Origin of the sequence: Pseudomonas sp. St386 (assembly GCF_018325865.1) — a bacterium.
GTDB classification, from domain to species: Bacteria; Pseudomonadota; Gammaproteobacteria; order Pseudomonadales; family Pseudomonadaceae; genus Aquipseudomonas; species Aquipseudomonas brassicacearum.
In genome coordinates, this window is sequence record NZ_AP021900.1 from 6,179,568 (window position 1) to 6,204,728 (window position 25,161).

Consider the following 25,161-nt stretch of genomic DNA (forward strand, 5'->3'; position numbering starts at 1 on the left):
AAGTCCTTAGCGCGTGCCGCCGGTTTGTTTGAGAAAGTTGGCGAACAGTTCGTGGCCCTGTTCGGTGAGAATAGACTCGGGATGAAATTGCACACCCTCGATATTCAGCGTCTTGTGGCGCAGCCCCATGATTTCATCGACCGAGCCATCCTCAAGCTGGGTCCAGGCCGTCAACTCCAGGCAGTCGGGCAGAGTTTCGCGCTTGACCACCAGGGAATGGTAGCGGGTTACGGTGAGCGGATGATTCAGCCCCTCGAACACGCCCTTGTCCTCGTGGAATACCGGGCTAGTCTTACCGTGCATGACCTGTCGGGCGCGCACCACGTCACCGCCGAACGCTTGGCCAATCGACTGATGCCCCAGGCAGACACCGAGGATCGGCAGCTTGCCGGCGAAATATTTGATGGCTTCGATGGAGATGCCTGCTTCGGTCGGCGTGCAAGGGCCGGGCGAAACCACGATGCGCTCAGGCTTGAGGGCTTCGATTTCGGCGATGGTCAATTCGTCGTTGCGCACGACCTTGACTTCGGAGCCCAGCTCGCCGAGGTACTGCACAACGTTGTAGGTAAAAGAGTCGTAGTTATCGATCATCAGCAACATGGCGTAAGCAACCTATTGAATTCACTGACTTTAAATACAGCCTTCAGAGAGTGACCCGCACGCTGCTGCGCTTGGCGAGGCAAGTGATGCCCCTGCGAAGCGGCTCTACAAGCGGGTAAAGAAGGCAAATCGGTACAGGTCCGGCAAGGCCGGCGGAGAATGTTCAGGCGCGCCAACGCCAGCGGGCGTGAGCCTTGATCATTTGATCCAGAAGTTTGCTGACAATCGACACAGGGAAAGTCTCGTTCATACGTCCCGGCACAGTAGCTTAGCTGGGCGGAGCACGCAATATGACCGATCCCGAAGGGCTTTGAAACAATCGCGACGTTCCGGATAGATGGCAAAACGCCGGAAGTTTTTGGTACTGTCGTTTCGTTTTCTAACAACAATAAGATAAAAACGGACTTTCCCATGACAAAGAAGACGTTGTTCGTACCGATTGCTGGTTGCCTGCTTGCGCTCGCCTGCGCCCAAGCGAACGCCGGCCCCAACCCTTATTCCAAGTTCATCGTGTTCGGTGACAGCCTCAACGACGCTGGCCAGTTCGCCGACCCGAATGGTCCGCCCGGCTCGACCGAGCGCTATACCAACCGAACCGGTCCGATCTACACCGACGGCAGCGGCGAAGCCTACTCCGCCAACTCAACCCAACTGCTCGGTGGGCGCCTGGGTTATTCCGCTGACGAGACCGCCGCTTCCACTTCGGCGGTCCGCGCCAGCGAGGGGCTGGCAGACGGCAACAACTGGGCGGTGGGCGGTTATCGTACCGACCAGATCCTCGAGTCGATTACCGGCGTGTCCGACACCGGCGAGCGCAGCCGTCCCGGCTATCTGCAGTCCAATGGCCTGCGCGCCGATCCAAATGCGCTGTATTACCTTTCCGGTGGTGGTAACGACTTCCTACAAGGTCGGGTGCTGACCCCCGAGCAAGCGAACGCCGCCGCAGACCGCCTGGCCGACAGCGTCCAGGTGCTGCAAACGGCCGGTGCCCGCTATGTGATGGTCTGGTTGTTGCCCGACCTGGGCTTGACCCCGGCCCTCAACGGCGGTCCTTTGCAAGACGCCTTTTCGCAACTGGGCAACCAGTTCAACCAACAGTTGATCACGCGACTGCAAGGCATCGACGCTGAAATCATTCCATTGAACATTCCGCTTTTGCTGAAGGAAAGCTTCGCCGACCCGGCAAGATTCGGCCTCGCCACCGGGGAGAACCTCACCGCGACCTGCTTCAGCGGCAACGGCTGCACGGAAAACGCCACCTACGGCATCAACAGCGCCACGCCTGATCCCACCAAGCTGATCTACAACGACGCGGTCCATCCGACCGAAACCGGACAAAAACTGATCGCCGACTACGCCTATTCCCTGCTCGCGGCACCATGGGAGCTGACGTTGCTACCGGAAATGGCCCACTCGACCCTACGCGCCCACCAGGACGAGTTGCGCAGCCAGTGGCAATCGGACTGGGAGAACTGGCAGGCCGTCGGCCAATGGCGAGCCATCGTCGCAGGCGGCGGCCAGCATCTGGACCTGGACAGCCAGGACAGCGGCGCCAGCGCCGACGGCAGCGGCTACAGCCTGAACATTGGCGGCAGCTATCGCCTCAACGACGCGTGGCGCGTGGGTGTCGCCGCCGGTTTCTACCGCCAGGACATGGAAGCAGGCCATAACGATTCGGACTACAAGCTCAACAGCTACCTGGCGACCGCTTTCGCCCAGTTCCAGCAAAATCGCTGGTGGGCCGATGCGGCACTGACCGGCGGCAAGCTCGACTACGACAACCTGGAGCGCAAGTTCGACCTGGGCGTCAACGAAGCGCAGGAGAAAGGCGACACGGACGGTCATCTATGGGCATTCAGCACGCGGCTGGGCTACGACATCGCCCAGCCGGGCAGCGAGTGGCACCTCTCGCCGTTTATCAGCGCTGACTATGCGAAGGTGGAAGTCGATGGTTATTCGGAAAAGAGCAGCCGTTCCACAGCACTGACCTTCGATGACCAGACTCGTGATTCGAAACGCCTGGGCATTGGCTTGCAAGGCAAATACAACATCACCCGCCAGACCCAGGTGTTTGGCGAATATGCCCACGAACGCGAGTACGAAGACGACACGCAAAAGGTCAACATCGCCCTCAACAGCCTGCCGGCCAACGACTTCACACTGGAAGGCTACACGCCACAGAGCCACCTCAATCGCCTGAGCCTTGGGGTCAGCCACAAGTTGACCAACGACTTGGCGCTACGGGGTGGTTATACACTGCGCAAGGATGATGACATGACCCAGCAAGGGGTAAGCCTGGGCGTTAGCCTGGATTTCTGATCGAGAAAAAACTGTGGGAGCGAGCTTGCTCGCGATTACGGACTGTCAGTCAACCTATTGGTTGAATATGACGGCCTCATCGCGAGCAAGCTCGCTCCCACCCTGATCGAGTTACTTCAGTTGCTGGAGGTCTGCTCGGCCAGCGCCACCGCGCGGAACATGGCCCGGCGCTTGTTCAGGGTCTCTTCCCATTCCAGTGCCGGCACCGAGTCGGCGACGATACCGCCGCCGGCCTGCACGTGCAGTTCACCGTTCTTGATGACGGCGGTGCGAATGGCAATGGCGGTGTCCATGTTGCCGTTCCAGGCGAAGTAACCCACGGCCCCGCCGTACACGCCCCGCTTGACCGGCTCCAGTTCGTCGATGATTTCCATCGCGCGGATTTTCGGCGCGCCAGACAAGGTGCCCGCCGGCAGGATCGCCCGCAAGGCGTCCATCGCCGTCAGCCCGGCCTTCAATTGGCCGGTGACGTTGGAGACGATGTGCATCACGTTGGAATAGCGCTCGATGACCATCTTCTCGGTGAGCTTCACCGAGCCGATCTCCGAGACCCGCCCAGTGTCGTTGCGCCCCAGGTCAATCAGCATCAGGTGCTCGGCGATTTCCTTGTCGTCCGACAGCAGGTCCTCTTCCAAGGCCCGGTCAGCTTCTTCCGTGGCGCCACGGGGGCGAGTGCCGGCGATCGGCCGCACGGTGATCAGGTTGTCTTCGACCCGCACCAGCACTTCCGGCGAGCTGCCCACGACATGGAAGTCGCCGAAGTTGAAGAAGTACATGTACGGCGTCGGGTTGAAACAGCGCAGCGCCCGATAGAGATCGATGGGCGCTGCCTTGAAGTCGATGGACATCCGTTGCGACGGAACGACTTGCATGCAGTCACCGGCGAGGATGTATTCCTTGATGGTATCGACGGCCCTTTCGTAATCGTCCTGGGTAAAACTGGAGCGGAATACCGGGTCGGTCGCCGACTGCTTGCTGAAGTCCAGGCCGGGACGCGGAGCGATCGGCTGACGTAACTTTTCCAGCAATGCTTGCAGGCTTTGTTGACCTTGCTCGTAGGCATCTTCCTGGGATGGATCGGCCAGGACGATGGCGTGCATCTTGCCGGCGAGGTTGTCAAAGACAACGACCGCGTCGGACACCATCAGCAAAATATCCGGCACACCCAGCGGATCAGGGTTCGGGCAGGTGCCCAGGCGTTTTTCCACGTAGCGCACGCAGTCGTAGCCGAAATAACCCACCAGGCCACCGTTGAAGCGCGGCAGGCCAGGAATGGTCGGCACGTTATAGCGGGCCTTGAAGGTTTCGACGAACGCCAGCGGGTCTTCGACTTCGAGGCTTTCGATTTCGACACCGTCGTGGGTCACGCTGATGCGATGGTCATGGACCCGCAGCACCGTGCGGCACGGCAGGCCGATGATGGAATAACGGCCCCATTTCTCGCCCCCCTGCACCGATTCGAGCAAGTAGGAGTTGGGCTGGTCGGCCAACTTGAGGTAGATCGACAGCGGCGTGTCGAAGTCAGCCAGGGTTTCACAGGCAAGGGGGATGCGGTTGTAGCCGGCAGCGGCTAGACGCAGGAATTCTTCGCGGATCATGGGGTGCCTCGTGGCAAGAGGAGCTGACAGTCAGGTATGCAAACGCGCCGGATAACCGGCCAGGATCACGTCAGGTGCGCCAACGCCAGCGGGCCAGGGCCTTCATGACTTTCATCCAGAGTTTGCGAGTGACCACCACGATGGCGTTTCCAGAAGAGGATTGAACAGCGTCGGGCAACGTTATCTCAGCGGCCGGGTCCAGGCAACCGGGAATTAACAGGCGCAAATCGTCGATCACCAGCGTCGGAAACTCTTCGGCGATTGGTCGGCCGTGGTTGTAGCCGTAACTCAGCGCCACGCATTTGACCCCTGCCGCTTTCGCCGCCAGCACATCGCTGCGCGAGTCGCCAACGAACAAGGATTGGGAAGCCGGGATGTTGGCCATTTTCATCACGAAAAACAGCGCGGCCGGGTCAGGCTTTTTCTGCGGTAAGGTATCGCCACCGATGATCCAGCGGAAATAGCGACCGATCTTCATCTGGTCCAGCAACGGCGCAACGAAGCGCTCCGGCTTGTTGGTAATCAGCGCCATTTCCACGCCCTGCTTCTGCAGCCACTTGAGGGTGGAGCGCACGCCGGGGTAGACCACCGTCAGTTGGTGATTGTCTTCGTAGGCTTCATTGAACAACTCCAGCGCCCGCTCGACCTCGGCATCATCGACACCTCGGGCATCGATGTCATTGGCCAGGGCCCGGCGCACCAGCATCGGCGCGCCATTGCCGACCCAGTGGCGTACCGAATCGAGGCCGGCGGGCGGGCGTCCAAGCTTGAGCAGCATCGTGTCCACCGCCGCCGCGAGGTCCGGGACCGAATCGACCAATGTGCCATCGAGGTCGAACATCACCAGACGCGGCAAGCTGCCGGGGAACAGCTGCTCGAAGCCGCTCATGGGCGCGCCAGGGCCAGTTCGGCGCGCATTTGTGCAATCACCTCTTCGTAGTTCGGTGCATTGAAGATCGCCGAACCCGCGACGAACGTGTCGGCGCCGGCGGCGGCGATTTCACGAATATTCTTCACGTTCACGCCACCGTCGATTTCCAGGCGGATATCACGGCCCGAGGCATCGATCAACGCACGGGCTTCGCGCAGCTTGTCGAGCGTACCCGGGATGAACTTCTGCCCACCGAAGCCAGGGTTGACGCTCATCAACAGGATCATGTCGACCTTGTCCATCACGTACTTGAGCACGTCCAGCGGCGTGGCCGGGTTGAACACCAGGCCGGCCTTGCAACCGCCTTCGCGGATCAACTGCAGGGAGCGGTCGATGTGCTGCGTGGCTTCAGGGTGGAAAGTGATGTAGGTAGCACCGGCTTCGATGAAGTCACCGACAATACGGTCCACCGGGCTGACCATCAGGTGCGCGTCGATCGGCGCGGTGATGCCGTACTTGCGCAGCGCCGCGCAGACCATCGGGCCGATGGTCAGGTTGGGCACGTAGTGGTTGTCCATGACATCGAAGTGCACGATGTCGGCGCCGGCGGCCAGAACGTTGTCCACTTCTTCGCCCAGGCGGGCGAAGTCGGCGGAGAGAATCGACGGAGCAATAGCGAAGGGCTGCATGACGCACCTGTTTTGAGCGAAATCACGATGGCGCGCATTGTATACCTCAAGATTTGGCGCGCCCACCGTGGCAATCGATCAATACGCCGCGCGGTAGATCTTCTCGATATCGGCGGCGCTCAGTTTGCGCGGATTATTGCGCATCAGCCGTTCTATTCCCGCCGCTTCCACCGCCATGGATGGAATCACCTCCTCGGTCACGCCCAGGCTGCTGAGGCCGTTGGGTATTTCCACGGCGGCGCACAACGCAACCATGGCCTCCACGGCTTCGTCGGCCGCTTCAAGATCACTCAGGTGCGCGGTCTTGAGGCCCATGGCTTCGGCGATGTCACGCATGCGCTCGACACAGGCCATCTTGTTCCAGGCCATGACGTACGGCAGCAACAAAGCGTTGGCGACGCCATGGGACACGTGAAAGCGCCCGCCCAACGGATAGGCCAGCGCATGCACCGCCCCGACCCCGGCATTGCCGAACGCCATGCCGGCCATCAGGCTGGCCGTGGCCATGTCTTCGCGGGCTTGCAGGTGAGCCGGGTTGGCATAGGCCTTGGGCAGCGCGCGGGTGATCAGCTTGATTGCGCCGATGGCCAGGGCATCGGTGATTGGCGAAGCATTGAGCGACAGGTAGGCCTCGATGGCGTGTACCAGCGCATCAACGCCACTGGCAGCCGTGACGCTGCGCGGGCATGTGAGGGTCATCTGCGGACTGACCAACGCCACGTCCGGCAACAGATAATCGCTGACGATGCCTTTTTTCAGCTGCGCAGCCTTGTCGGAGAGGATCGCCACGTTGGTGACTTCCGAACCGGTACCGGCCGTAGTGGGGATGGCAATCATGGGCGGGCCTTTGCGCGGCACCTGATCGACACCGAACATATCCTGCAGCTCGCCGTGGTAACCGGCATAGACCCCCACGCACTTGGCGATGTCGATGGCACTGCCACCCCCGAGACCGATCAGGCCGTCATGACCACCGTCGCGATAGGCTTGCATGCAGTCTTCGACAATGGCGATTTCCGGGTCCGGCATGACCCGGTCGAAAATCTCGTAGTCCCGTCCGCCCAGATGTTGCAGGGCCAGTTCCACGGTGCCGGATTTAACCAACGCCGCATCGGTCACGATCAGCGGGTTGTCGACGTCCAGGCGCGTCAACTCCGCGGCCAGTTGCTCGATGGCAGCGGCACCGGTGATCAGTTTATGGGCGATCTTGAATGAGGAAAGACTCATGTGCGCGGCCTCTTATTCGAGTATGGGCTGGCACAAGGATAGCTCGGTATTGAGGGTTGTCTGCCATTCAGCGTATGAATGCGATAAGGAACCTGTGGATGAGGCCCCTGTGGGAGCGAGCTTGCTCGCGATAGCGGATCAACATTCAACTTCTGTTTTGAATGTATCACCGCTATCGCGAGCAAGCTCGCTCCCACACTGTTTTTGCTTGGGCGTCAGGCTTGGGTAGTACGCAGCTTCTCGCTACGCCCACGCAACCACTCCAGGGTCAGCAACAGGATCACCGAGAAGGCAATCAGCAGCGTTGCCGCAGCGGCGATGGTAGGGCTGAGGTTTTCGCGGATGCCGCTGAACATCTGCCGTGGCAGGGTTGCCTGCTCGGGGCCGGCCAGGAACAGGGTCACCACTACTTCATCGAACGACGTCGCGAAGGCGAACAGTGCGCCGGAGATCACGCCCGGGGCGATCAACGGCAGGGTCACCCGACGAAACGCCGTCAGTGGCGAAGCCCCAAGGCTGGCGGCGGCCCGAACCAGGTTGTGGTTGAACCCCTGCAGGGTCGCCGACACCGTGATGATCACGAACGGTACACCCAGCACGGCATGGACCACGATCAGCGAGAAGAAGCTGTTGCCCAGCCCCAGCGGTGCGAAAAACAGGTAGCTGGCTACGCCAATGATCACCACCGGCACCACCATTGGCGAAATCACCAGGGCCATCACCAACGCCTTGCCTGGGAAGTCACCACGGGTCAGGCCGATGGCCGCGAGCGTGCCGAAGACCATCGCCAGCAACGTCGCCGCCGGGGCCACGATGATGCTGTTTTTCAGCGCCCGCATCCATTCGGCCGAGGCGAAGAAATCGTGGTACCACTGCAGCGAAAAGCCCTGCAGCGGGTACACCAGGAAACTGCCGGAGTTGAACGACAGTGGAATGATCACCAGCACCGGCAGGATCAGGAACAACAGAATCAGCCCGCAGAGTGTGCGCAAGCAGTAGAACCACACCCGCTCGACGGGGGACATGTAAGGACTCACCATTTTCGATCTCCCCTTAGCTCAGGCGCAGGCGGCTGGCGCCCACCAGCCAGCTGTAAATCAGATAAAGCACGATGGTCGCCAGCAACAGCAGCCCGCCGAGCGCCGTGGCCATGCCCCAGTTGATGCTGGTGTTGGTGTAGAACGCGACGAAGTAGCTGACCATCTGATCGTTCGGGCTGCCCAGCAGCGCCGGCGTGATGTAGTAGCCGATGGCAAGGATGAACACCAACAGGCAACCGGCACCGACCCCGGCATAGGTCTGCGGGAAGTACACCCGCCAGAAACTGGCGAACGGGTGGCAGCCCAGGGAAATCGCCGCACGCATATAGGTTGGCGAGATGCCCTTCATCACGCTGTAGATCGGCAGGATCATGAACGGCAGCAGGATGTGGACCATGGAGATGTACACACCGGTGCGGTTGAACACCAGTTCCAGGGGCTTATCGATGACGCCCATGGCCATCAGCGCACTGTTGATCAGGCCACCGGACTGCAGCAACACGATCCATGCGGCGACACGTACCAGGATCGAGGTCCAGAACGGCAGCAGCACCAGGATCATCAGCAGGTTGCTCTGGCGCGAAGGCAGGTTCGCCAGCAGGTAGGCCAACGGATAGGCCAGCACCAGGCAGATAGCGGTGATCACCAGGCCCATCCAGAAGGTCCGGGTAAAGATGTCGAGGTAGATCGCCTGGTCCGGGGTGGCCGTGGCCAGTTCGCCGAGGTCATCGATGCGGTGATCGACGGCCGCCAGCAGGTAATACGGGGTGACGTTGCTGGTGTTGCGGCGGATCACCTGCCAGTACGCCGGGTCGCCCCAACGCTCATCGAGGTTTTCCAAGGCTTCTTTATAGGAAGCCGGCTCGGTGGCAAACGGCAACGCCCGAGCAGTCTTGGTCAGCAGGCTGCGATAGCCGGCCAATTCCATGTTCAGGCGCTTGGACAAGTCGCCCAGGGTCTGATTCTTGCGGGCTTCGGCCAGGTCTTCACTGGCAGCCTTGTACACCGGCTCGCCCGGCAAACCACGTCCGTCCCAGGCAGCGACGGCGGTGACCGTACGCGGCATGGCGCCCACCACTTCCGGGTTGCTGACGCTTTTGAACAGCAGCGCCACGATCGGCACCAGGAACACCAGCAACAGAAACAGCACCAGCGGCGCAATCAAGGCCTGGGCCTTCCAGCGGTTGATCCGCTCGGCGTGCTTGAGCCGTTGCTTGAGGGTGGGGCTGGTGCCCGCGTTCAGTGGAACGGCGATGGCCATGGCGAACTCCGCAAATCTTTTTGATCGTTACAGGGGCGGCGGGCCGCCTCTGTTCTTTTGAAACACCCGGGTCGATGGAAGAACCTGTGGGAGCGAGCTTGCTCGCGATGGCTGCGGCACATTCAAGTATTGATGTGCCTGACAGACCGCTATCGCGAGCAAGCTCGCTCCCACATGGATCTCATCCGGTTTCAGACCGTCGGGTTACTTCGCAGCCCAGGAGTTGAAGCGCTGCTCCAGTTGCTCACCGTTGTCAGCCCAGAAGCTGACGTCGATCTGCACCTGGTTGGCGATGTTTTCCGGGGTGGTTGGCATGTCTTTCAGGACATCCTTGGCCAGCAACGGTACAGCCTGGGTATTGGCCGGACCGTAGGCGATGTTTTCCGAGTAGGTCTTCTGCTGCTGCGGCGCCACCGAGAAGGCGATGAATTTCTTCGCCGCTTCGGCGCGGGTCTTGTCCAGGCCGCGTGGGATGGCCCAAGCGTCGAAGTCATAGATGCCGCCGTTCCACACCACTTTCAGGTTGCTTTCTTTCTGTACCGCGGCGATCCGGCCGTTGTAGGCCGAGCTCATGACCACGTCACCGGAAGCCAGGTACTGCGGTGGCTGGGCGCCAGCTTCCCACCACTGGATGTTCGGCTTGAGCTCATCGAGCTTCTTGAACGCACGGTCCTGGCCGTCTTTGCCAGCCAGCACTTTGTAGACGTCTTTCGGCGCTACGCCATCGGCCATCAGGGCGAATTCCAGGGTGTACTTGGCGCCTTTGCGCAGGCCGCGCTTGCCTGGGAATTGCTTGGTGTCCCAGAAGTCAGCCCAACTGGTCGGCGCGGTCTTGAGTTTGTCGGCGTTGTAGGCCAGCACGGTCGACCACACGAAGAAGCCCACGCCGCAAGGCTGGATAGCACCCTTGACGTAGTCTTCGGCCTTGCCGAACAGGGCCGGATCGAGTTGTTCGAACATGTCTTCGTCACAACCACGGGACAATTCCGGGGACTCGACTTCTACCAAATCCCAGGAAACGCTCTTGGTATCGACCATGGCCTTGACCTTGGCCATTTCACCGTTGTACTCGCCAGCCACGATCTTGCCATTGCCGGCCGCTTCCCACGGTGCGTAGAAGGCTTTGACCTGAGCCGCCTTGTTCGCCCCGCCGAAAGACACCACGGTCAGGTCCGGGCCCGCCGCCATCGCGCTTGCCGCACCCATCATGCCCAGTGTCAGGGCTGTGAACTTCAGGGATCTCAACATTTATTGTTCTCTCCACGTGCAGGGTTGGTGTTGGTACAGCAGGGGGGCGATCAATTCGCCTCTAGAAGGGGATCGAGCGCACGCACATGCTCGACTTGCCAGCCAAGCGGAACCACGTCCCCGACGGCGAGCCCGGGATCGAGCTCGGCAATCGGTTGTTTCACAAAGAAGTCGTTCTTGCCGCAGACTTCCAGGCGAACCCGGACGTGGTCGCCCAGATAGATGAATTCCGCCACCCTCCCTGAGAAGCGGTTGACACATTGTTCGCTTGCGCCGTTGAGGCTCACTCGTTCAGGGCGGATCGACAGAGTCACCGGCTCGCCTGGCTTGCCGACATTCACCGCCAGTGCCTCGACCTTCTCACCACGTCCCAGCTCCACCAGGCAGCGCTCGCCGGTTTGGCTGTGCAGGCGGCCGTTAAGGCGGTTGTTCTCACCGATGAAGTTGGCGACAAAGGTGTTTTTCGGCTCTTCATAAAGGGTGCGCGGCGGGGCGATCTGCTGGATCTCGCCCTGGTGGAACACCGCCACACGGTCGGACATGGTCAGGGCTTCGCCCTGGTCGTGGGTCACATAGACCACGGTCACGCCCAGGCGCTGGTGCAGGTGTTTGATTTCCATCTGCATGTGCTCGCGCAATTGCTTGTCCAGCGCACCCAGGGGTTCGTCCATCAGCACCAGCTGCGGCTCGAATACCAGCGCCCGGGCCAGGGCCACCCGTTGTTGCTGGCCGCCGGACAATTGCGCCGGGTAGCGTTGGGCGAAGCTGTCCAGCTGGACCATGCTCAAGACGCGCTTGACCCGATCACTCACGTCGCTCTTGTTCAGGCCCCGCACCGTCAGCGGGAACGCCAGGTTCTCGGCGACGGTCATGTGAGGAAACAAGGCGTAGTTCTGGAACACCATGCCGATGTCGCGCTTGTGCGGTGGCACATTGTTGATCGAGCGCCCGGCCAGCAGGATCTCGCCGGCGGTTGGGGTTTCAAACCCGGCCAGCATCATCAGGCTGGTGGTCTTGCCGGAGCCGGAAGGCCCGAGCAGGGTCAGGAATTCGCCTTTGCGAATATCCAGGTTGAGGTCTTTGACGATCAGGTTCTCGCCGTCGTAGCTCTTTTGCACACCACGAAAGCTGACCAGCACATCACTGGCCCCCGTGCTTGAATCGACCTGGCTCATACCCGCACCTTTTGTATTGATGACTGCTTGTGAGTCAAGCCTAGTGGAGCCTGGGGCCCGCGCAAATCGGGACGCAGGAGAGAATCACCTCAGCGGGATGGAAGAGTCGGGGTAGGGATTGCCCTACAGGGATGGCGGGATTGGATAAGGACGGTGGGCAGTTGGCAGCGGCACGCCGCAAGTAGGGGCAAAAGCGCTATTGGGGCGTGTCGCAAATGGATATGCCGACACATTTCCCCTGTGGGAGCAAGCTCGCTCCCACAGGGGGGAAATTGCGAGTCTTAGAGCAGCTTGTGCTCCATCGCATATTTCACCAGCTCTGCCAATGAGGTGATGTTGAGCTTCTGCATCAGCCGTGCCTTGTGGGTGCTGATGGTCTTGCTGCTCAGGGCCAGTTGCTGGGCTATGTCGTTGACGTTGGCGCCCTGGGCCAGGCGTTCGAAGACTGAGAATTCACGCTCGGACAGCAGCGAGTGCAGCGGTCGCGTGTCGGTCAGGCCGACCTCAAAGACCATGCGGTCGGCCAGGTCCGGGTCGATATAGCGTCCGCCGGCCGCGACCTTGCGAATCGCCATGAGCAGCAGGGCCGGGTCGCTGTCCTTGGTCGCGTAGCCGGCGGCGCCGATCTTCAGGGCGCGGGCGGCCATTTGCGCTTCGTCATGCATCGACAGCACCAGGATGGCCGGCGGATTGTTCAGCGCCCGGATCCGTGGGATCGCCTCCAGGCCGTTGACGCCTGGCATGGAAATGTCCAGCAGCACCACTTCGCAGGGCACGTGGCGCAAGGTCTCGAGCAACTGTTCGCCATTGCTCGCCTCCCCCACCACCACCAGATCCTTGGCCAGGCCGATCAACTGCTTGATGCCTTCACGGACGATGGTGTGGTCTTCGGCTACCAGTACACGGATCACGTTGTTCTCCAGATTCAGGATCTCATCGCGAGCAAGCTCGCTCCCACAGGGTGTATGTGTACATATCAATCAATGTGGGAGCGAGCTTGCTCGCGATTGGGCCCACCCAGGCAACCCACCCATCAGGCCCCATGCAACGGCACCCGCACCGACAGGGTCGTCCCCTCCCCCGGCTCACTCTCCAGGGACAATTGCCCGCCCATGATCAACACCCGTTCACGCATGCCGACCAGGCCAAAGGAGGTTGGCCGACTCGTATCGGCAATAAATCCTACACCGTCGTCGCTGACGGTCAGGCACAATTCGTCGCCCTCCTGAACCAGCGTCAGCTCTACAGTATGCGCTTGGGCATGGCGCATCACGTTGGTCAGCGCTTCCTGGAGAATCCGGAACAGGCCAATGGCCTTGGCGTCACTCAGGGCCGGCAGATTGTCCGGCACCTGCACCAGGCATGGAATCTGCGTTCGCGCCTCGAAACGCCGAGCCTGCCATTCGATGGCCGAGGCAATGCCTGCATCCAGAATCGGCGGGCGCAACGCCGTCGCCACGTCCCGCACCAGTTGGAACAACTGGGCAATCAGGCGCTTCATGCTGTTAAGTCGCTCATGCAGGCCTGGGTCGAGTTGTGCGTAGGCCAATTCACACATGGATGTTTCTAGCTTCAACACCGTCAACATTTGGCCCAGCTCGTCGTGGACTTCCCGGGCAATACGCGCCTTTTCCTCTTCCCGCACGCTTTCCAAGTGCGCCGACAATTCGCGCAACTGTTCCCGGGAGCTGGCCAACTCCAGCTCGATGCGCTTGCTTTCAGTGATGTCCCAGACAATTCCGTCCCAGACATAAGCGCCATCTTCGAGACGGCGGGTGATCGCCTTGATCTCGGCCCAGCGCTCCTGGCCTTCGCGGGTCAGGATGCGGCCCTGCCATGACCAGTCACTGTCGGTGTCCAGCGCCTGGTCCTGAGTGCGGTGGTAATCGGCCTTGTCCTGCGGGTGCACCAGGCTGCGCAGCCCGGTATCGCTGCGGGCCAGGGTTGCAGGGGAATAACCCACCAGGCTTTCGCTGCCTTCGCTGATGTAGGCAAAGTCGATCTGGCCGGTCACCGGCGCCCGCTCCAGGCGAAAGACCAGGCCCGGCACGTTGGCGGCGATGCCTTGCAAGCGCGCTTCACTTTCGCGTAACGCCGCCAGGGCACGTCGGCGCTCGGTCACGTCGTTGAGGTAGACCACCAGGTATTCGGCGTCGCGAAAACGCAGGAAGCTCAGGGAAACGTCAGCCGGCAAGATGCTGCCATCGGCTCGCACGCATTCGGTTTCGAAACTCTGCGGCCCCTCTTCACTGGCCCGGGCGCGCTTCCACAGATTCAGCCAGCGATCCATGTGCAAGCCCGGCTCGAAGTCGATCAAAGGGCGGTCGATGATGGCGCCCGAGGCGTAGCCAAGCATGGTTTCAGCCGCTCGGTTGGCATAACGCACGTGGCTGTCCCAATTGACCCAGAGGATGCCGACCGTACTTTGATCGATGGAAAACTGCGTCAGGCGCAAGGCTTCCTCGCTGGCAGTACGCTGGGCGATGTCCTCCCTCGCGGCACGCAAACGGCGCTCCAGTGCGCGTTGCTGGCGGCGCTGCCAGAAGACGATGGCGACGCTGCTGAGCAGCAGGGCCAGAATCAATAGGGTCAAGTTCTGCCAGAAGCCCGGGGTCTCGGTCAGGCGTGGATATTTTGGCTTGAGCCAACGGCTGTGCAGTTGCTCCAGCTCCTTGGCCGGGATCGCCTGCAATCCGCTGTCGATGATCTCGGCCAGTTCCGGCCAGTCCCGGCGCGTGGCAACCCGCAGCAACTGCGGCAGGCCGATGTCGCCCACCACCGCCAGCTCGGCGAATTCGGGCTCGACCATCAGCCGCCCGAGCTGTGCCTCGTCGACCACCGCGTATCGAGCCTGCTGGGTCAGCAATAATTGCAGGGCCTCGCGCTCCATCGGTACACCTTGCAGATTCAGCGCCGGGTAGTTGCTGCGCAGGTAATCGGCCGTCGCGCTGGGCATGCGCACCGCGACCCGGGCCTGGGTGTCGATTTTTTCCAACTCCACCCCTTCGGCGCCCTTCTGCGCGCCGACGATCAATTGCGGCACGCGCATGTAGGGGTCGGAAAACTGCCAGAGCTTGAGTCCGCCCGGGGATTGGGTCAGGCCCGGAGCAACGTCCACCTCGCCGGCACGCACCGCTGCTTCCAGTTGTGCCAGGTCCTGGAAGTTGCGCCAGGTGAGTTCGACGTTCAACGCCTTGCCCAACCATTGCATCAACTCGACGTTAGTGCCAGACAAACGCTGCAGGCGCCGGTCGTATTGGGCATAGGGCGCCTGTAATACCAGGCCGACCCGCCATTGCGGATGTTGCACCAACCACTGGCGCTGCCCTGCATTCAATTGCACCCCGTGCGCCGACGGCGCGGGCGCGGCCCACGCCATCAAGGGAAGCCATAAACAGCCGATAACCCACAGGCAGCAAAAACGCATCATCGAAGTCTCATGCACTGACAAATACTGACCAACCCATTAGGCTGCCGGAAATACTTCTGGTCATGGAATATCCGATGCCCTCTGTTTATCGCCTGGCGTTGCCAGCATTGTGCCTGTCGCTGATCCTGCCAAGTGCATTTTCTGTACAGGCCAGCGAAACGGCGCCCGCCGCGCAGCAACCTGCCGAGGAAAAACCCGTCGAGCGCCAACCCTTGCTCGAACGTAGCCTGGAAGAAGCGACCGCACTTGAGCGAAAAGTCCCGGCCCAGGAACAACAACAGTTACAGACCGGCAGCGATGCCTTCCTGGCACTGTGGAAACCGGCCAATACCAGCGACCCCAGGGGCGCAGTCATCATAATCCCCGGTGCTGGCGAAACAGCTGACTGGCCTCAAGCTATCGGCCCGTTACGTAAAAAATTGCCCGATGTTGAGTGGAGCAGCCTGAGTATCACCCTGCCGGACTTGCAAAGCGACGTCATTGCACCACGCGTGGTGGAAGCACCGCCCGAGACCAAGCCGACCGATACCGCTGCCGCAGCACCGGACGCCACCACGGCGGCGCCGATCGAACAGGTCGCAGGCGGCGAAGCCGATGCGGCAGATCCTGTCGTCGCCCAAACCGATGAAGAACATGCCAAGGCCGACGCCGAGCGCATCTTCGCCCGTATCGATGCAGCACTGGCCTACGCCGAACAGCAAAGCGCACGCCGCATCGTGCTGCTGGGCCATGGCACTGGCGCCTATTGGGCGGCGCGTTACTTGAGTGAAAAGCAGCCCTCACAAGTCGAACGCTTCGTGATGGTGGCCGCCCAGACCCCGACCACCGCCAAGCCGGCCCTGGCCGAATTGACCTCGACCTTGAAACTGGCGACCGCCGACATTTTCTACATGGACAAGCCGCTGGATCGCAACGCGGCGCTGGAGCGCTTGCAGGCGAGCAAACGCTTGAAGGGCTCGACCTTCAGCCAGGTGTCCCTCAAGGCCCTGCCGAACCCGGCGGCGGAGCAGGAGCAGCTGTTTCGTCGGGTTCGGGGTTGGTTGAATCCGCAGAAAGCGGGGGAGTAAGGCTGACTCATACCCAAGTGAAGCACTGTTGTGGCTAGGGATTTATCCCCCCGCCACAATTGCTCCCCGTGTGGCTAGCGAAAATCCCGTCGTTCCCTAATCAGTCGATAGGCGTTATGCAGTTCCCGGGTTTTGTCGGTGGCTTCACGCACCTGCAAGGGCGTTGCCCCGCTGCCGGCAATCTTGTCCGGATGATGACGACTGAGCAGGCGTCGGTAAGCGCGCTTGATCTGTGACGGTTCGCTGGTGGCCGAAACCCCCAGCAAGCGCAAGGCTTCCTGATAGGTCACCCCGCTGTTGGGCCGCGACAGTTTCTGCGGCTCGTAATCAGCCGCCAGCGCCTGAACCTGTTGCGGCGTCCAGCCCAACCAGCGCCCCCACTGGGCCACCAGTTCTCGCTCGCTGACTCCGGCACGGCCATCGGCCCAGACCATCCGCCAACACGCGCGCAATACCCCTTCAGCCGCATGCGGCTGGACAGCCAGGCGGCGCATGTAACCGCGCAAACGATCATTCCCGGATTTACCCCGGTTGAATGCTGCGATCGCCCGGCGTTGCGCCGACTCGCTCAAGTCCAGTGCACGCATTTCCTGGCGAGCCTGCTGGATGTGGCCATCGACCACGCGGCCATCGCTTTTCGCCAGCCGCCCCAGCAATACAAACAACAACTCATCGTTGCGCAACGCCGGGCGTCCACCCAGGCGCTCACGTACCTGCGCCCAGCCCTGCAGATTCAGGCGTCGATCCAGCGCCTGTCCCAACAATGCCCCAAGCATGGCCCCCGGAATGCTGGCTATGGCAAAGCCCGCCCCGGCTCCAATCAGAGTCCCTGGCCACCACATATCAACCGCTCGCTTCTATCAAGGTTTCGACCTGCGCCAAACGTTCATGGGTGCCGACATCGACCCAATGCCCTTTGAGGTGCTCGCCACTGACGCGCCCCTCGGCCATGGCCGCGCGCAACAGCGGTGCGAGCTTGAACGCACCGTCCGAGCAACCGTCGAACAACCGCGGGTGCAGGACGGCGATGCCGCTATAGGTCAGGTTGTCGGCAGGCGCTTGCCTATCGTGAACCTTTCCGTCGACCAGGACGAAATCGCCGTCTGGGTGATGCTCGGGATTATCGACGAGCACCAGGTGCGCCAACCCTTCGAGCGGCCGGCGCAAAGCGCTGAAGTCGTAGTCGGTCCAGACATCGCCGTTCACCACCACAAACGCTTCGTCGCCCAGCAGCGGCAAGGCCCGGAAGATTCCACCACCGGTTTCCAGCGGCTCGCCCTCAGGGGAAAACCGAATACTCACGCCAAACCGTGAACCATCCCCCAGGTGATCTTCGATCTGCTGACCGAGCCAGGCGTGATTGATCACGATCTCGGTGAACCCGGCCCTGGCCAGCGCCCGCAGGTGGTATTCGATCAAGGGAACACCACCGACGCGAATCAACGGCTTTGGCGTGGTAAGGGTCAAGGGCCGCATGCGCTCGCCCTTGCCCGCCGCCAGAATCATCGCCTTCATGCCGTTGCTCCGGCCGATTGCCGCAGGCTGCCCAGCAGTTCATCGAGCGGTGCCAGTTCCGGACGACGGGCAATGACCGCTTCTATATAAGCAAAGAATCGCGGCACATCACCGAGGTAGCGTGGCTTGCCATCACGATGACAAATGCGCGCGAATATCCCGATGACCTTGAGATGGCGCTGCACGCCCATCAAGTCGCTGGCCCGCAGGAAGTCCTCGAAGTCCGGCTGGACGGGAATGCCGAGGGCGCCGGCCTGCTGCCAGTAACTCTCCAGCCAGCCGCGCACACGTGCCTCGGGCCAACTGAGGAAGGCGTCCTTGAACAGGCAGGTCACGTCGTAGGTGACGGGGCCATAGACCGCATCCTGAAAATCCAGCACGCCGGGGTTCGGCACGCTGAGCATCAGGTTGCGCGGCATGTAGTCGCGGTGCACCAGCACTTTGGGCTGGGCCAGGGCGCTGTCGATCAGCAGCTCGCTGGCCTGCTGCCAGAGTTGCTGCTGAGCCGAATCCAATTCGATACCCAGCTCGCGCTTGACGTACCACTCGGGGAACAATTCCAGCTCCCGACGCAGCAACGCGACATCGTAGCTCGGCAACGGCGCAACCATCGGCAATTGCTGGAAAGCCAGCAAGGCTTGCAGGGCATCGCGGAACAAATCGTCGGCATTTTCGCCGTTGATCACGTCCAGATAGGTCTGGTTGCCCAAGTCATTGAGCAAAAGAAAGCCGCGTTCGAGGTCTTCGGCATAAATTTTTGGCACGTTAATGCCGGATTTCGCCAGCAGAAAAGCAATATCCACGAAGGGTTTGCAGTTTTCCTGGGGCGGTGGCGCATCCATTACGATCAAACTGCGACCCTCGCCTTCCCAGCGGAAATAACGCCGGAAACTCGCGTCGCTGCTGGCGGCGGTCAACGTGGCCGGGGGTACGGCGCCCCAGTCCTGTTGAGTGAAAAGGATCGGCAGTTGTTCATCGAGCCAAACTTTCAGGTGTTGCAAGCGTACATCTTGGTCGGGCATTGCAAGGGTCTCCGACGGCGCTAGCCGTCAAGCGGGTCATGCTTTATTATCCAGCATCTTTTTCAGACCATCGAGAGGCGTGCGGCCCACACCGCGGGCAGATGGCACGCAGGAAGCCCGGACTAATAAGATGGCATTGAAATCCCCCGCGTTTCGTAAAAAATTTCCGTTGCTGGTTACCGGCAGTCTGCTGGCCCTGCAACCCCTGGCCTCTTCATTCGTCGTCGCGGCGCAGCAGTATGACTGCTCCGTCTCCGCTTCGGGTGCCTGGGACTGTGCGCCCAAGACACCGGCCGCCGCGTTGCCGCCGCGTCCCGTGCATGACGGCAGTGCGGTTTCCGACAGCGGCGCGGCTCCGGCCGACAGCAGCTCGGGCGAGGAAGCCGGCGAAAAGCCGATGCTCGTTACCGAAGCCAAGGGCCGTGGCCTGAAGTCGCGCAGTGCAGACTACAGTCACCTGGATTGGGTTCCACGAGAGAACCTCACCCCTGCGCAATTGGCTGAAACCGGGCCTTACTGCTCGGGTGCCTATATCGAGCCGACCCGTCCTGGCATGAACGACAAGACGGCCAAGAGCGACGCCCCCACCTTCCTCGGCGCCAAGGCTTCACGCTATCAGCAGGAAGAACAGGTGGCGACCCTGGCCGGTGACGTGGTCATGCGCCAGGGCAGCATGCAGGTCGAGGCCGACGAGGCCAGCCTGTACCAGGCCGAAAATCGTGGCGAGCTGAGCGGCAACGTGCGGGTTCGCGACAACGGAGCACTGATCGTCGGCGACCACGCCGATGTACAGCTGGACACCGGCGAAGCCAAGGTCGACAACGCCGAATACGTGATGCACAAGTCGCGCATCCGCGGTAACGCGCTGTACGCCAAGCGCGCCGAGAACGCGATCATCCGTCTCAAGGACGGTACGTACACCACGTGCGAACCGAACAGCAACGCCTGGACGCTCAAGGGCAACAACATCACCCTGAACCCGGCCACCGGCTTCGGTACCGCGACCAACGTGACGCTGCGGGTCAAGGACATTCCAGTCCTGTACACGCCTTATATTTATTTCCCGATCGACGACCGTCGCCAGTCCGGCTTCCTGCCGCCGACCATCGGCAGCGGCAGCGACACCGGTTTCCTGCTGGTCACCCCGTACTACTTCAACCTGGCGCCAAACTACGATGCCACGTTGTACCCGCGCTACATGAGCAAGCGTGGCATGCTGATGGAAGGCGAGTTCCGCTACCTGACCAAGTCCAGCGAAGGTCAGTTCGGCGCGGCGTACCTCAACGACGAAGAAGACGAACGCGCCAAGCAGTCCGATTACAGCAAGACCCGCTACATGTACAACTGGCAGCACAAAGGCGGTCTCGACTCGCGCGTGCTGACGGAAGTCGACTACACCAAGATCAGCGATCCTTACTACTTCCAGGATTTGCAGACCGACCAGATCGGTGTCGAATCCAGGGATTATGTGAACCAGCAAGGGGCCATCAGCTATCGGGGGGACAACTACGTTGCCCGCTTGAATGCCCAGGCTTACCAAATGGCGACGATTTCCAAGGTCACGCCCTATGATCGTTTGCCGCAGATCACTTTCAACGGTGCGTTGCCACAGCATCCATATGGCCTGGATTTCGCTTACCAAACAGAACTGGTCCGATTTGATCGCAACTTGAGAAATGGCCTGTACAGCAACGACGAAGGCGTTACATCGCCGTGGCTGGACAACAACATCCGCGGCCTTGCGCGAGCGAACGGCAATCGCCTGAATTTGGCTCCGGTCATGAGCTTGCCGATGGAGGCGAGCTACGGCTACATCAAGCCATCCTTGAAATACCAGTACACCCAATATGACCTGGATCTGGATGGCAGAGGCAAATCGCAAATTGCGGCACAGAGCGCCGAGGCCGATCGCCTGCAGGGCACTTATAGCAGCAACCAGAGTCGCGGCATTCCGATCGCCAGCATCGACAGCGGCTTGTATTTTGATCGGAATACCCAATGGTTCGGCACCAACTATCGCCAGACCCTGGAACCACGCCTGTTCTACCTCTACGTACCGGAAAAGGATCAGAGCGATATCCCGGTTTTCGATACCAGCGAATCGACCTTCAGCTACTCCTCGCTGTTTCGGGACAACCGCTTTACCGGCTCTGACCGCGTCGGCGACGAGAACAAGCTGTCCCTGGGCGTAACCAGCCGCTGGATCGAAGAAAACGGTTTCGAGCGCCAGCGCATCAGCGTCGGCCAGGCCCTGTACTTCAAGGATCGCGAAGTCCAGCTGCCAAGCATCGACTTCAAGACACGTGAAGACGCCAAGTCGAACGTTTCCCCGTACGCACTGGAATACGAGTACCGCTGGAACCGCGATTGGCGCACCACCGCCAACTACAACTGGGATCCGGATACCCATAGCCCCCGTTCGGGCAGCGCGATGTTTCACTACCAGCCCGAAGACAACCCGAACAAGGTCATCAACGCTGGCTATCGCTATCGCAACGACCTGGTCCGCTACGATGAAACCACTGGCCAATGGCAAGTGGGCGGTGGCGACTACGGCACGCCAGGCACACCTGGCTACGTGAAGGATTACTACAAGATCAAGCAGCACGACTTCTCGGTCATCTGGCCGATCGTGCCGCAGTGGAACGTAATCAGCCGCTGGCAGTATGACTACAACCGCAACCGCACCCTGGAAGCCTTCGGTGGTTTCGAATATGACAACTGCTGCTGGAAACTGCGCCTGATCAACCGTTACTGGGTCGACTATGAAGAGTTCAGTCAGGCCGCCCCGGAAAACGAAAAAGGCGACCACGGCGTCTTCCTCCAAATTGTTCTGAAGGGACTCGGCGGCCTCACCGGCGCCAAGGTAGAGAGCTTCCTCGACAAAGGCATCCAAGGTTATCGTGAACGTGAAGACCAAGCTTTCTGATTGTCTGCGCCCGCTGATGCTGGGCGCGCTGTTCCTGGGTACCGCGGCCAACGCCGCGGTACAGTCCATCGATAAAGTGGTGGCCATCGTCGACAACGACGTGGTCATGCAGAGCCAGTTGGACCAGCGCGTCCATGAAGTGCAGCAAACCATTGCCAAGCGCGGCGGTGGCCAGCCGCCACCAGGCGTACTGGACCAGCAAGTGCTCGAACGCCTGATCGTCGAAAACCTGCAGTTGCAGATCGGCGAACGTTCCGGCATTCGCATCACCGATGAAGAACTGAACCAGGCCGTCGGCACCATTGCCCAGCGCAATAACATGAGTATCGACCAATTCCGCGCCGCCCTGGCCCGCGACGGCCTCTCCTACGAGGACGCCCGCGATCAGATCCGCCGTGAAATGGTCATCAGCCGTGTGCGCCAGCGCCGTGTGGCCGAACGCATCCAGGTGTCGGAACAGGAAGTGAAGAACTTCCTCGCCTCGGACCTGGGCAAGATGCAGCTTTCCGAAGAACTGCACCTGGCGAACATCCTGATTCCGACCCCGGAAAGCGCCAACTCCGAAGCGATCCAGAGCGCTTATCGCCAGGCGATGGATGTCTACCAGCAGCTCAAGCAAGGCGCTGATTTCGGTCAGATGGCCATTGCCAAGTCGGGCAGCGACAACGCCCTGGAAGGCGGTGACATGGGCTGGCGCAAGCCCGCTCAACTGCCGCCTCCGTTCGACCGCGAACTGAGCGCCATGGCCGTGGGCGATATCACCCAGCCAGCTCGTACGCCAGGCGGCTTCATCATCCTGAAAGTGCTGGAGAAGCGCGGTGGTGGAACCCAGGTCCGTGACGAAGTGCATGTTCGCCACATCCTGATCAAGCCAAGCGAGATTCGCAGCGAAGCCGAGACCAAGCGCCTGGCGGAGAAACTCTACGACCGCATCGAAGCGGGCGAAGACTTCGCTGAACTGGCGAAGAGCTTCTCGGAAGACCCGGGCTCGGCTCTCAACGGTGGCGACCTGAACTGGGTTGACCCGAATGCACTGGTTCCCGAGTTCCGCCAGGTCATGGCCGACACGCCGCAAGGCCAACTGTCCAAACCGTTCAAGAGCCCTTATGGCTGGCACGTGCTGGAAGTCCTTGGCCGTCGCGCCACTGACAGCACCACCCAGGCTCGCGAACAGCAAGCAATGACTGTCTTGCGCAACCGCAAATACGACGAAGAGCTGCAAACCTGGCTGCGTCAGATTCGCGACGAAGCCTACGTTGAAATCAAACTTCCTGGTGCAGACCAGGCAGCGCAGTGAAACCCAAGCGTTTCGCGCTGACCCCCGGCGAACCAGCCGGCATCGGTCCCGACCTGTGCCTGCTGCTCGCCTCGCAAGCCCAGCCACATCCCCTGATTGCCATCACCAGTCGCGACCTGCTCCTTGAGCGGGCCGCGCAACTGGGGCTGGTCGTCAACCTGTTGCCCGTGACGCCGCAGGCCTGGCCGGACGTCCCGGCGCCCGCCAACAGCCTGTATGTCTGGGATACGCCCCTGGGCGCTCCGGTCGTCACAGGGCAGTTGGACAAGGCCAACGCCGCGTTCGTCCTCGAGACCCTGACCCGCGCCGGCCAAGGCTGCCTGGACGGGGCGTTCGCCGGCATGATCACCGCCCCCGTGCACAAAGGCGTGATCAACGAATCCGGGATTGCCTTTTCCGGGCACACCGAATTCCTGGCTGAACTGACCCACACCGCGCAAGTGGTGATGATGCTCGCCACCCGCGGCTTGCGAGTGGCCCTGGTGACCACTCACCTGCCCTTGCGGGACATCGCCGACGCTATCACCGCGCAACGCCTGGAGCGGGTCACGCGCATCCTGCACGCCGACCTGCAGGAAAAATTCGGCATCGCCCAGCCACGCATCCTCGTCTGTGGGCTCAATCCCCATGCCGGTGAAGGCGGACACCTGGGCCGTGAAGAAATCGACATCATCGAACCCACCTTGGAGCGCTTGCGCAGCGAGGGCATGGACCTGCGTGGCCCGTTGCCTGCCGACACTCTGTTTACCCCAAAATATCTGGAGCACTGCGACGCGGTGCTGGCGATGTACCACGACCAAGGCCTGCCCGTACTGAAGTACAAAGGCTTTGGCGCGGCGGTCAACGTGACATTGGGCCTGCCGATCATCCGCACCTCCGTGGACCATGGCACCGCCCTGGACCTGGCCGGCAGCGGCAAGATCGATACCGGCAGCCTGCAAGTCGCGCTGGAAACCGCCTACCAGATGGCCGAGACCCATTTATGACCGAGCAATACCAACACCGCGCGCGCAAGCGTTTCGGCCAGAACTTCCTGCATGACGCCGGCGTGATCGATCGCATCCTGCGCTCGATCCGGGCCAAGCCCGACGACCGCCTGCTGGAAATCGGCCCGGGACAGGGCGCCCTGACCGAGGGTCTGCTCGATAGCGGCGCGCAACTCGATGTGGTGGAACTGGACAAGGACCTGGTCCCGATCCTCAACCAGCAGTTCGCCGGCAGGAGCAATTTCAGCCTGCACCAGGGCGACGCGCTGAAGTTCGACTTCAATAGCCTGAACGCCGCACCGAACAGCCTGCGGGTGGTGGGAAACCTGCCGTACAACATCTCCACGCCGCTGATCTTCCACCTGTTGAGCAACGCCGGCCTGATCCGCGACATGCACTTCATGCTGCAAAAAGAAGTGGTCGAGCGCCTCGCCGCCGGCCCTGGCGGTGGTGACTGGGGTCGCCTGTCGATCATGGTCCAGTACCATTGCCGGGTCGAACACCTGTTCAACGTAGGCCCGGGTGCATTCAACCCTCCGCCGAAAGTCGACTCGGCCATTGTCCGCCTGGTGCCCCACGCCGTCCTGCCGCACCCGGCCAAGGATCATCGCATGCTGGAGCGGGTGGTGCGCGAAGCGTTCAACCAGCGCCGCAAAACCTTGCGCAACACCTTGAAACTGCTGCTCAGCAGCGCCGAAATCGAAGCCGCTGGCGTCGATGGCAGCCTGCGCCCCGAGCAGTTGGACCTGGCAGCGTTCGTGCGCCTGGCCGACAAACTCAGTGAACAAGCCGCCCCGCAAGTCGACGCCAACTGAACCGGTGACGATCGCTATCGGGCAGTACGCCAGTCTGGTCTACTACCCGATACTTGGCCTAGACTGAACTCT

At 61.2% G+C, this 25,161-nt stretch carries 20 protein-coding genes; 6 read left to right on the top strand and 14 right to left on the bottom strand.

Going from position 1 to position 25,161, the window contains the following annotated elements; translation table 11 throughout:
- Positions 1 to 6 precede the first annotated feature (6 nt).
- On the bottom strand, positions 7 to 600 hold the full coding sequence (locus KI235_RS27465; protein ID WP_003206137.1) for an aminodeoxychorismate/anthranilate synthase component II: 594 nt from the start codon (positions 598 to 600) through the stop codon (positions 7 to 9).
- Between the two features lie 411 nt (positions 601 to 1,011).
- On the opposite strand from KI235_RS27465, the gene estP reads away from it, so the two are divergent.
- The gene (gene estP, locus KI235_RS27470) at positions 1,012 to 2,919 is read left to right on the top strand and encodes an esterase EstP (RefSeq protein WP_027912192.1); all 1,908 of its coding nucleotides are present in this window, start codon (positions 1,012 to 1,014) and stop codon (positions 2,917 to 2,919) included.
- 116 nt (positions 2,920 to 3,035) lie between these two features.
- Here estP and trpE read toward each other — a convergent pair whose 3' ends face one another.
- The 10 genes from trpE to KI235_RS27520 all read right to left on the bottom strand — a co-directional run bounded on the left by trpE (position 3,036) and on the right by KI235_RS27520 (position 15,458).
- Entirely contained in the window at positions 3,036 to 4,517 is a 1,482-nt protein-coding gene (gene trpE, locus KI235_RS27475; protein ID WP_003206140.1) for an anthranilate synthase component I, read from the bottom strand.
- A gap of 70 nt (positions 4,518 to 4,587) precedes the next feature.
- The gene (locus tag KI235_RS27480; RefSeq protein WP_003206141.1) at positions 4,588 to 5,406 is read right to left on the bottom strand and encodes a phosphoglycolate phosphatase; all 819 of its coding nucleotides are present in this window, start codon (positions 5,404 to 5,406) and stop codon (positions 4,588 to 4,590) included.
- Entirely contained in the window at positions 5,403 to 6,077 is a 675-nt protein-coding gene (gene rpe / locus KI235_RS27485; protein ID WP_003206143.1) for a ribulose-phosphate 3-epimerase, read from the bottom strand. The genes KI235_RS27480 and rpe overlap by 4 nt, the downstream gene beginning before the upstream one ends.
- A 78-nt stretch (positions 6,078 to 6,155) precedes the next feature.
- Positions 6,156 to 7,304: an iron-containing alcohol dehydrogenase gene (locus tag KI235_RS27490; RefSeq protein ID WP_003206146.1), complete on the bottom strand. Its 1,149-nt coding sequence runs from the start codon at positions 7,302 to 7,304 to the stop codon at positions 6,156 to 6,158.
- A gap of 215 nt (positions 7,305 to 7,519) precedes the next feature.
- Entirely contained in the window at positions 7,520 to 8,344 is an 825-nt protein-coding gene (locus tag KI235_RS27495; protein ID WP_003206148.1) for an ABC transporter permease, read from the bottom strand.
- A gap of 13 nt (positions 8,345 to 8,357) precedes the next feature.
- Positions 8,358 to 9,605: an ABC transporter permease gene (locus tag KI235_RS27500; protein WP_003206151.1), complete on the bottom strand. Its 1,248-nt coding sequence runs from the start codon at positions 9,603 to 9,605 to the stop codon at positions 8,358 to 8,360.
- A 204-nt stretch (positions 9,606 to 9,809) separates the two neighbouring features.
- On the bottom strand, positions 9,810 to 10,853 hold the full coding sequence (locus KI235_RS27505) for an ABC transporter substrate-binding protein (protein ID WP_003206153.1): 1,044 nt from the start codon (positions 10,851 to 10,853) through the stop codon (positions 9,810 to 9,812).
- A gap of 50 nt (positions 10,854 to 10,903) precedes the next feature.
- Positions 10,904 to 12,028, bottom strand: a complete 1,125-nt coding sequence (locus tag KI235_RS27510; RefSeq protein ID WP_212795382.1) for an ABC transporter ATP-binding protein — start codon at positions 12,026 to 12,028, stop codon at positions 10,904 to 10,906.
- Between the two features lie 281 nt (positions 12,029 to 12,309).
- Entirely contained in the window at positions 12,310 to 12,939 is a 630-nt protein-coding gene (locus tag KI235_RS27515) for a response regulator transcription factor (protein WP_114731508.1), read from the bottom strand.
- A gap of 122 nt (positions 12,940 to 13,061) precedes the next feature.
- A complete protein-coding gene (locus tag KI235_RS27520) occupies positions 13,062 to 15,458 on the bottom strand; it encodes a sensor histidine kinase (RefSeq protein WP_212795383.1) in 2,397 nt (798 codons plus the stop codon).
- A 74-nt stretch (positions 15,459 to 15,532) separates the two neighbouring features.
- Between KI235_RS27520 and KI235_RS27525 the strand changes: the two genes are divergently transcribed.
- Positions 15,533 to 16,525 carry an alpha/beta hydrolase family protein gene (locus KI235_RS27525; protein ID WP_003206158.1) on the top strand — a complete coding sequence of 331 codons (993 nt, stop codon included), beginning with the start codon at positions 15,533 to 15,535 and terminating at the stop codon, positions 16,523 to 16,525.
- Between the two features lie 74 nt (positions 16,526 to 16,599).
- Here KI235_RS27525 and KI235_RS27530 read toward each other — a convergent pair whose 3' ends face one another.
- Genes KI235_RS27530 through KI235_RS27540 form a run of 3 tightly spaced genes read right to left on the bottom strand, consistent with a single transcriptional unit; the run spans position 16,600 to position 19,062 of the window.
- Positions 16,600 to 17,367 carry a TerB family tellurite resistance protein gene (locus tag KI235_RS27530; RefSeq protein ID WP_003206161.1) on the bottom strand — a complete coding sequence of 256 codons (768 nt, stop codon included), beginning with the start codon at positions 17,365 to 17,367 and terminating at the stop codon, positions 16,600 to 16,602.
- 1 nt (position 17,368) lies between these two features.
- On the bottom strand, positions 17,369 to 18,040 hold the full coding sequence (gene murU / locus KI235_RS27535; protein WP_038857685.1) for an N-acetylmuramate alpha-1-phosphate uridylyltransferase MurU: 672 nt from the start codon (positions 18,038 to 18,040) through the stop codon (positions 17,369 to 17,371).
- A complete protein-coding gene (locus KI235_RS27540) occupies positions 18,037 to 19,062 on the bottom strand; it encodes a phosphotransferase (protein WP_003206163.1) in 1,026 nt (341 codons plus the stop codon). Before KI235_RS27540 ends, murU begins: the two co-directional genes overlap by 4 nt.
- Before the next feature lie 130 nt (positions 19,063 to 19,192).
- On the opposite strand from KI235_RS27540, the gene KI235_RS27545 reads away from it, so the two are divergent.
- From KI235_RS27545 to rsmA, 4 genes are read left to right on the top strand one after another with little or no spacing between them, the layout of a single operon-like run.
- A complete protein-coding gene (locus KI235_RS27545) occupies positions 19,193 to 21,991 on the top strand; it encodes an LPS-assembly protein LptD (protein WP_013694354.1) in 2,799 nt (932 codons plus the stop codon).
- Complete coding sequence (gene surA, locus KI235_RS27550) at positions 21,972 to 23,288, top strand: peptidylprolyl isomerase SurA (protein WP_013694355.1); 1,317 nt, start codon at positions 21,972 to 21,974, stop codon at positions 23,286 to 23,288. The genes KI235_RS27545 and surA overlap by 20 nt, the downstream gene beginning before the upstream one ends.
- Entirely contained in the window at positions 23,285 to 24,274 is a 990-nt protein-coding gene (gene pdxA, locus KI235_RS27555) for a 4-hydroxythreonine-4-phosphate dehydrogenase PdxA (protein ID WP_003206168.1), read from the top strand. The genes surA and pdxA overlap by 4 nt, the downstream gene beginning before the upstream one ends.
- On the top strand, positions 24,271 to 25,089 hold the full coding sequence (gene rsmA, locus KI235_RS27560; RefSeq protein WP_013694356.1) for a 16S rRNA (adenine(1518)-N(6)/adenine(1519)-N(6))-dimethyltransferase RsmA: 819 nt from the start codon (positions 24,271 to 24,273) through the stop codon (positions 25,087 to 25,089). Before pdxA ends, rsmA begins: the two co-directional genes overlap by 4 nt.
- Positions 25,090 to 25,161 lie beyond the last annotated feature (72 nt).

Excerpts from the sequence above, each read along its gene's own strand:
- KI235_RS27465 (WP_003206137.1), bottom strand. The coding sequence starts at position 600 with ATGTTGCTGATGATCGATAACTACGACTCTTTTACCTACAACGTTGTG.
- estP (WP_027912192.1), top strand. The coding sequence starts at position 1,012 with ATGACAAAGAAGACGTTGTTCGTACCGATTGCTGGTTGCCTGCTTGCG.
- trpE (WP_003206140.1), bottom strand. The coding sequence starts at position 4,517 with ATGATCCGCGAAGAATTCCTGCGTCTAGCCGCTGCCGGCTACAACCGC.
- KI235_RS27480 (WP_003206141.1), bottom strand. The coding sequence starts at position 5,406 with ATGAGCGGCTTCGAGCAGCTGTTCCCCGGCAGCTTGCCGCGTCTGGTG.
- rpe (WP_003206143.1), bottom strand. The coding sequence starts at position 6,077 with ATGCAGCCCTTCGCTATTGCTCCGTCGATTCTCTCCGCCGACTTCGCC.
- KI235_RS27490 (WP_003206146.1), bottom strand. The coding sequence starts at position 7,304 with ATGAGTCTTTCCTCATTCAAGATCGCCCATAAACTGATCACCGGTGCC.
- KI235_RS27495 (WP_003206148.1), bottom strand. The coding sequence starts at position 8,344 with ATGGTGAGTCCTTACATGTCCCCCGTCGAGCGGGTGTGGTTCTACTGC.
- KI235_RS27500 (WP_003206151.1), bottom strand. The coding sequence starts at position 9,605 with ATGGCCATCGCCGTTCCACTGAACGCGGGCACCAGCCCCACCCTCAAG.
- KI235_RS27505 (WP_003206153.1), bottom strand. The coding sequence starts at position 10,853 with ATGTTGAGATCCCTGAAGTTCACAGCCCTGACACTGGGCATGATGGGT.
- KI235_RS27510 (WP_212795382.1), bottom strand. The coding sequence starts at position 12,028 with ATGAGCCAGGTCGATTCAAGCACGGGGGCCAGTGATGTGCTGGTCAGC.
- KI235_RS27520 (WP_212795383.1), bottom strand. The coding sequence starts at position 15,458 with ATGATGCGTTTTTGCTGCCTGTGGGTTATCGGCTGTTTATGGCTTCCC.
- KI235_RS27525 (WP_003206158.1), top strand. The coding sequence starts at position 15,533 with ATGCCCTCTGTTTATCGCCTGGCGTTGCCAGCATTGTGCCTGTCGCTG.
- KI235_RS27530 (WP_003206161.1), bottom strand. The coding sequence starts at position 17,367 with ATGTGGTGGCCAGGGACTCTGATTGGAGCCGGGGCGGGCTTTGCCATA.
- murU (WP_038857685.1), bottom strand. The coding sequence starts at position 18,040 with ATGAAGGCGATGATTCTGGCGGCGGGCAAGGGCGAGCGCATGCGGCCC.
- KI235_RS27540 (WP_003206163.1), bottom strand. The coding sequence starts at position 19,062 with ATGCCCGACCAAGATGTACGCTTGCAACACCTGAAAGTTTGGCTCGAT.
- KI235_RS27545 (WP_013694354.1), top strand. The coding sequence starts at position 19,193 with ATGGCATTGAAATCCCCCGCGTTTCGTAAAAAATTTCCGTTGCTGGTT.
- rsmA (WP_013694356.1), top strand. The coding sequence starts at position 24,271 with ATGACCGAGCAATACCAACACCGCGCGCGCAAGCGTTTCGGCCAGAAC.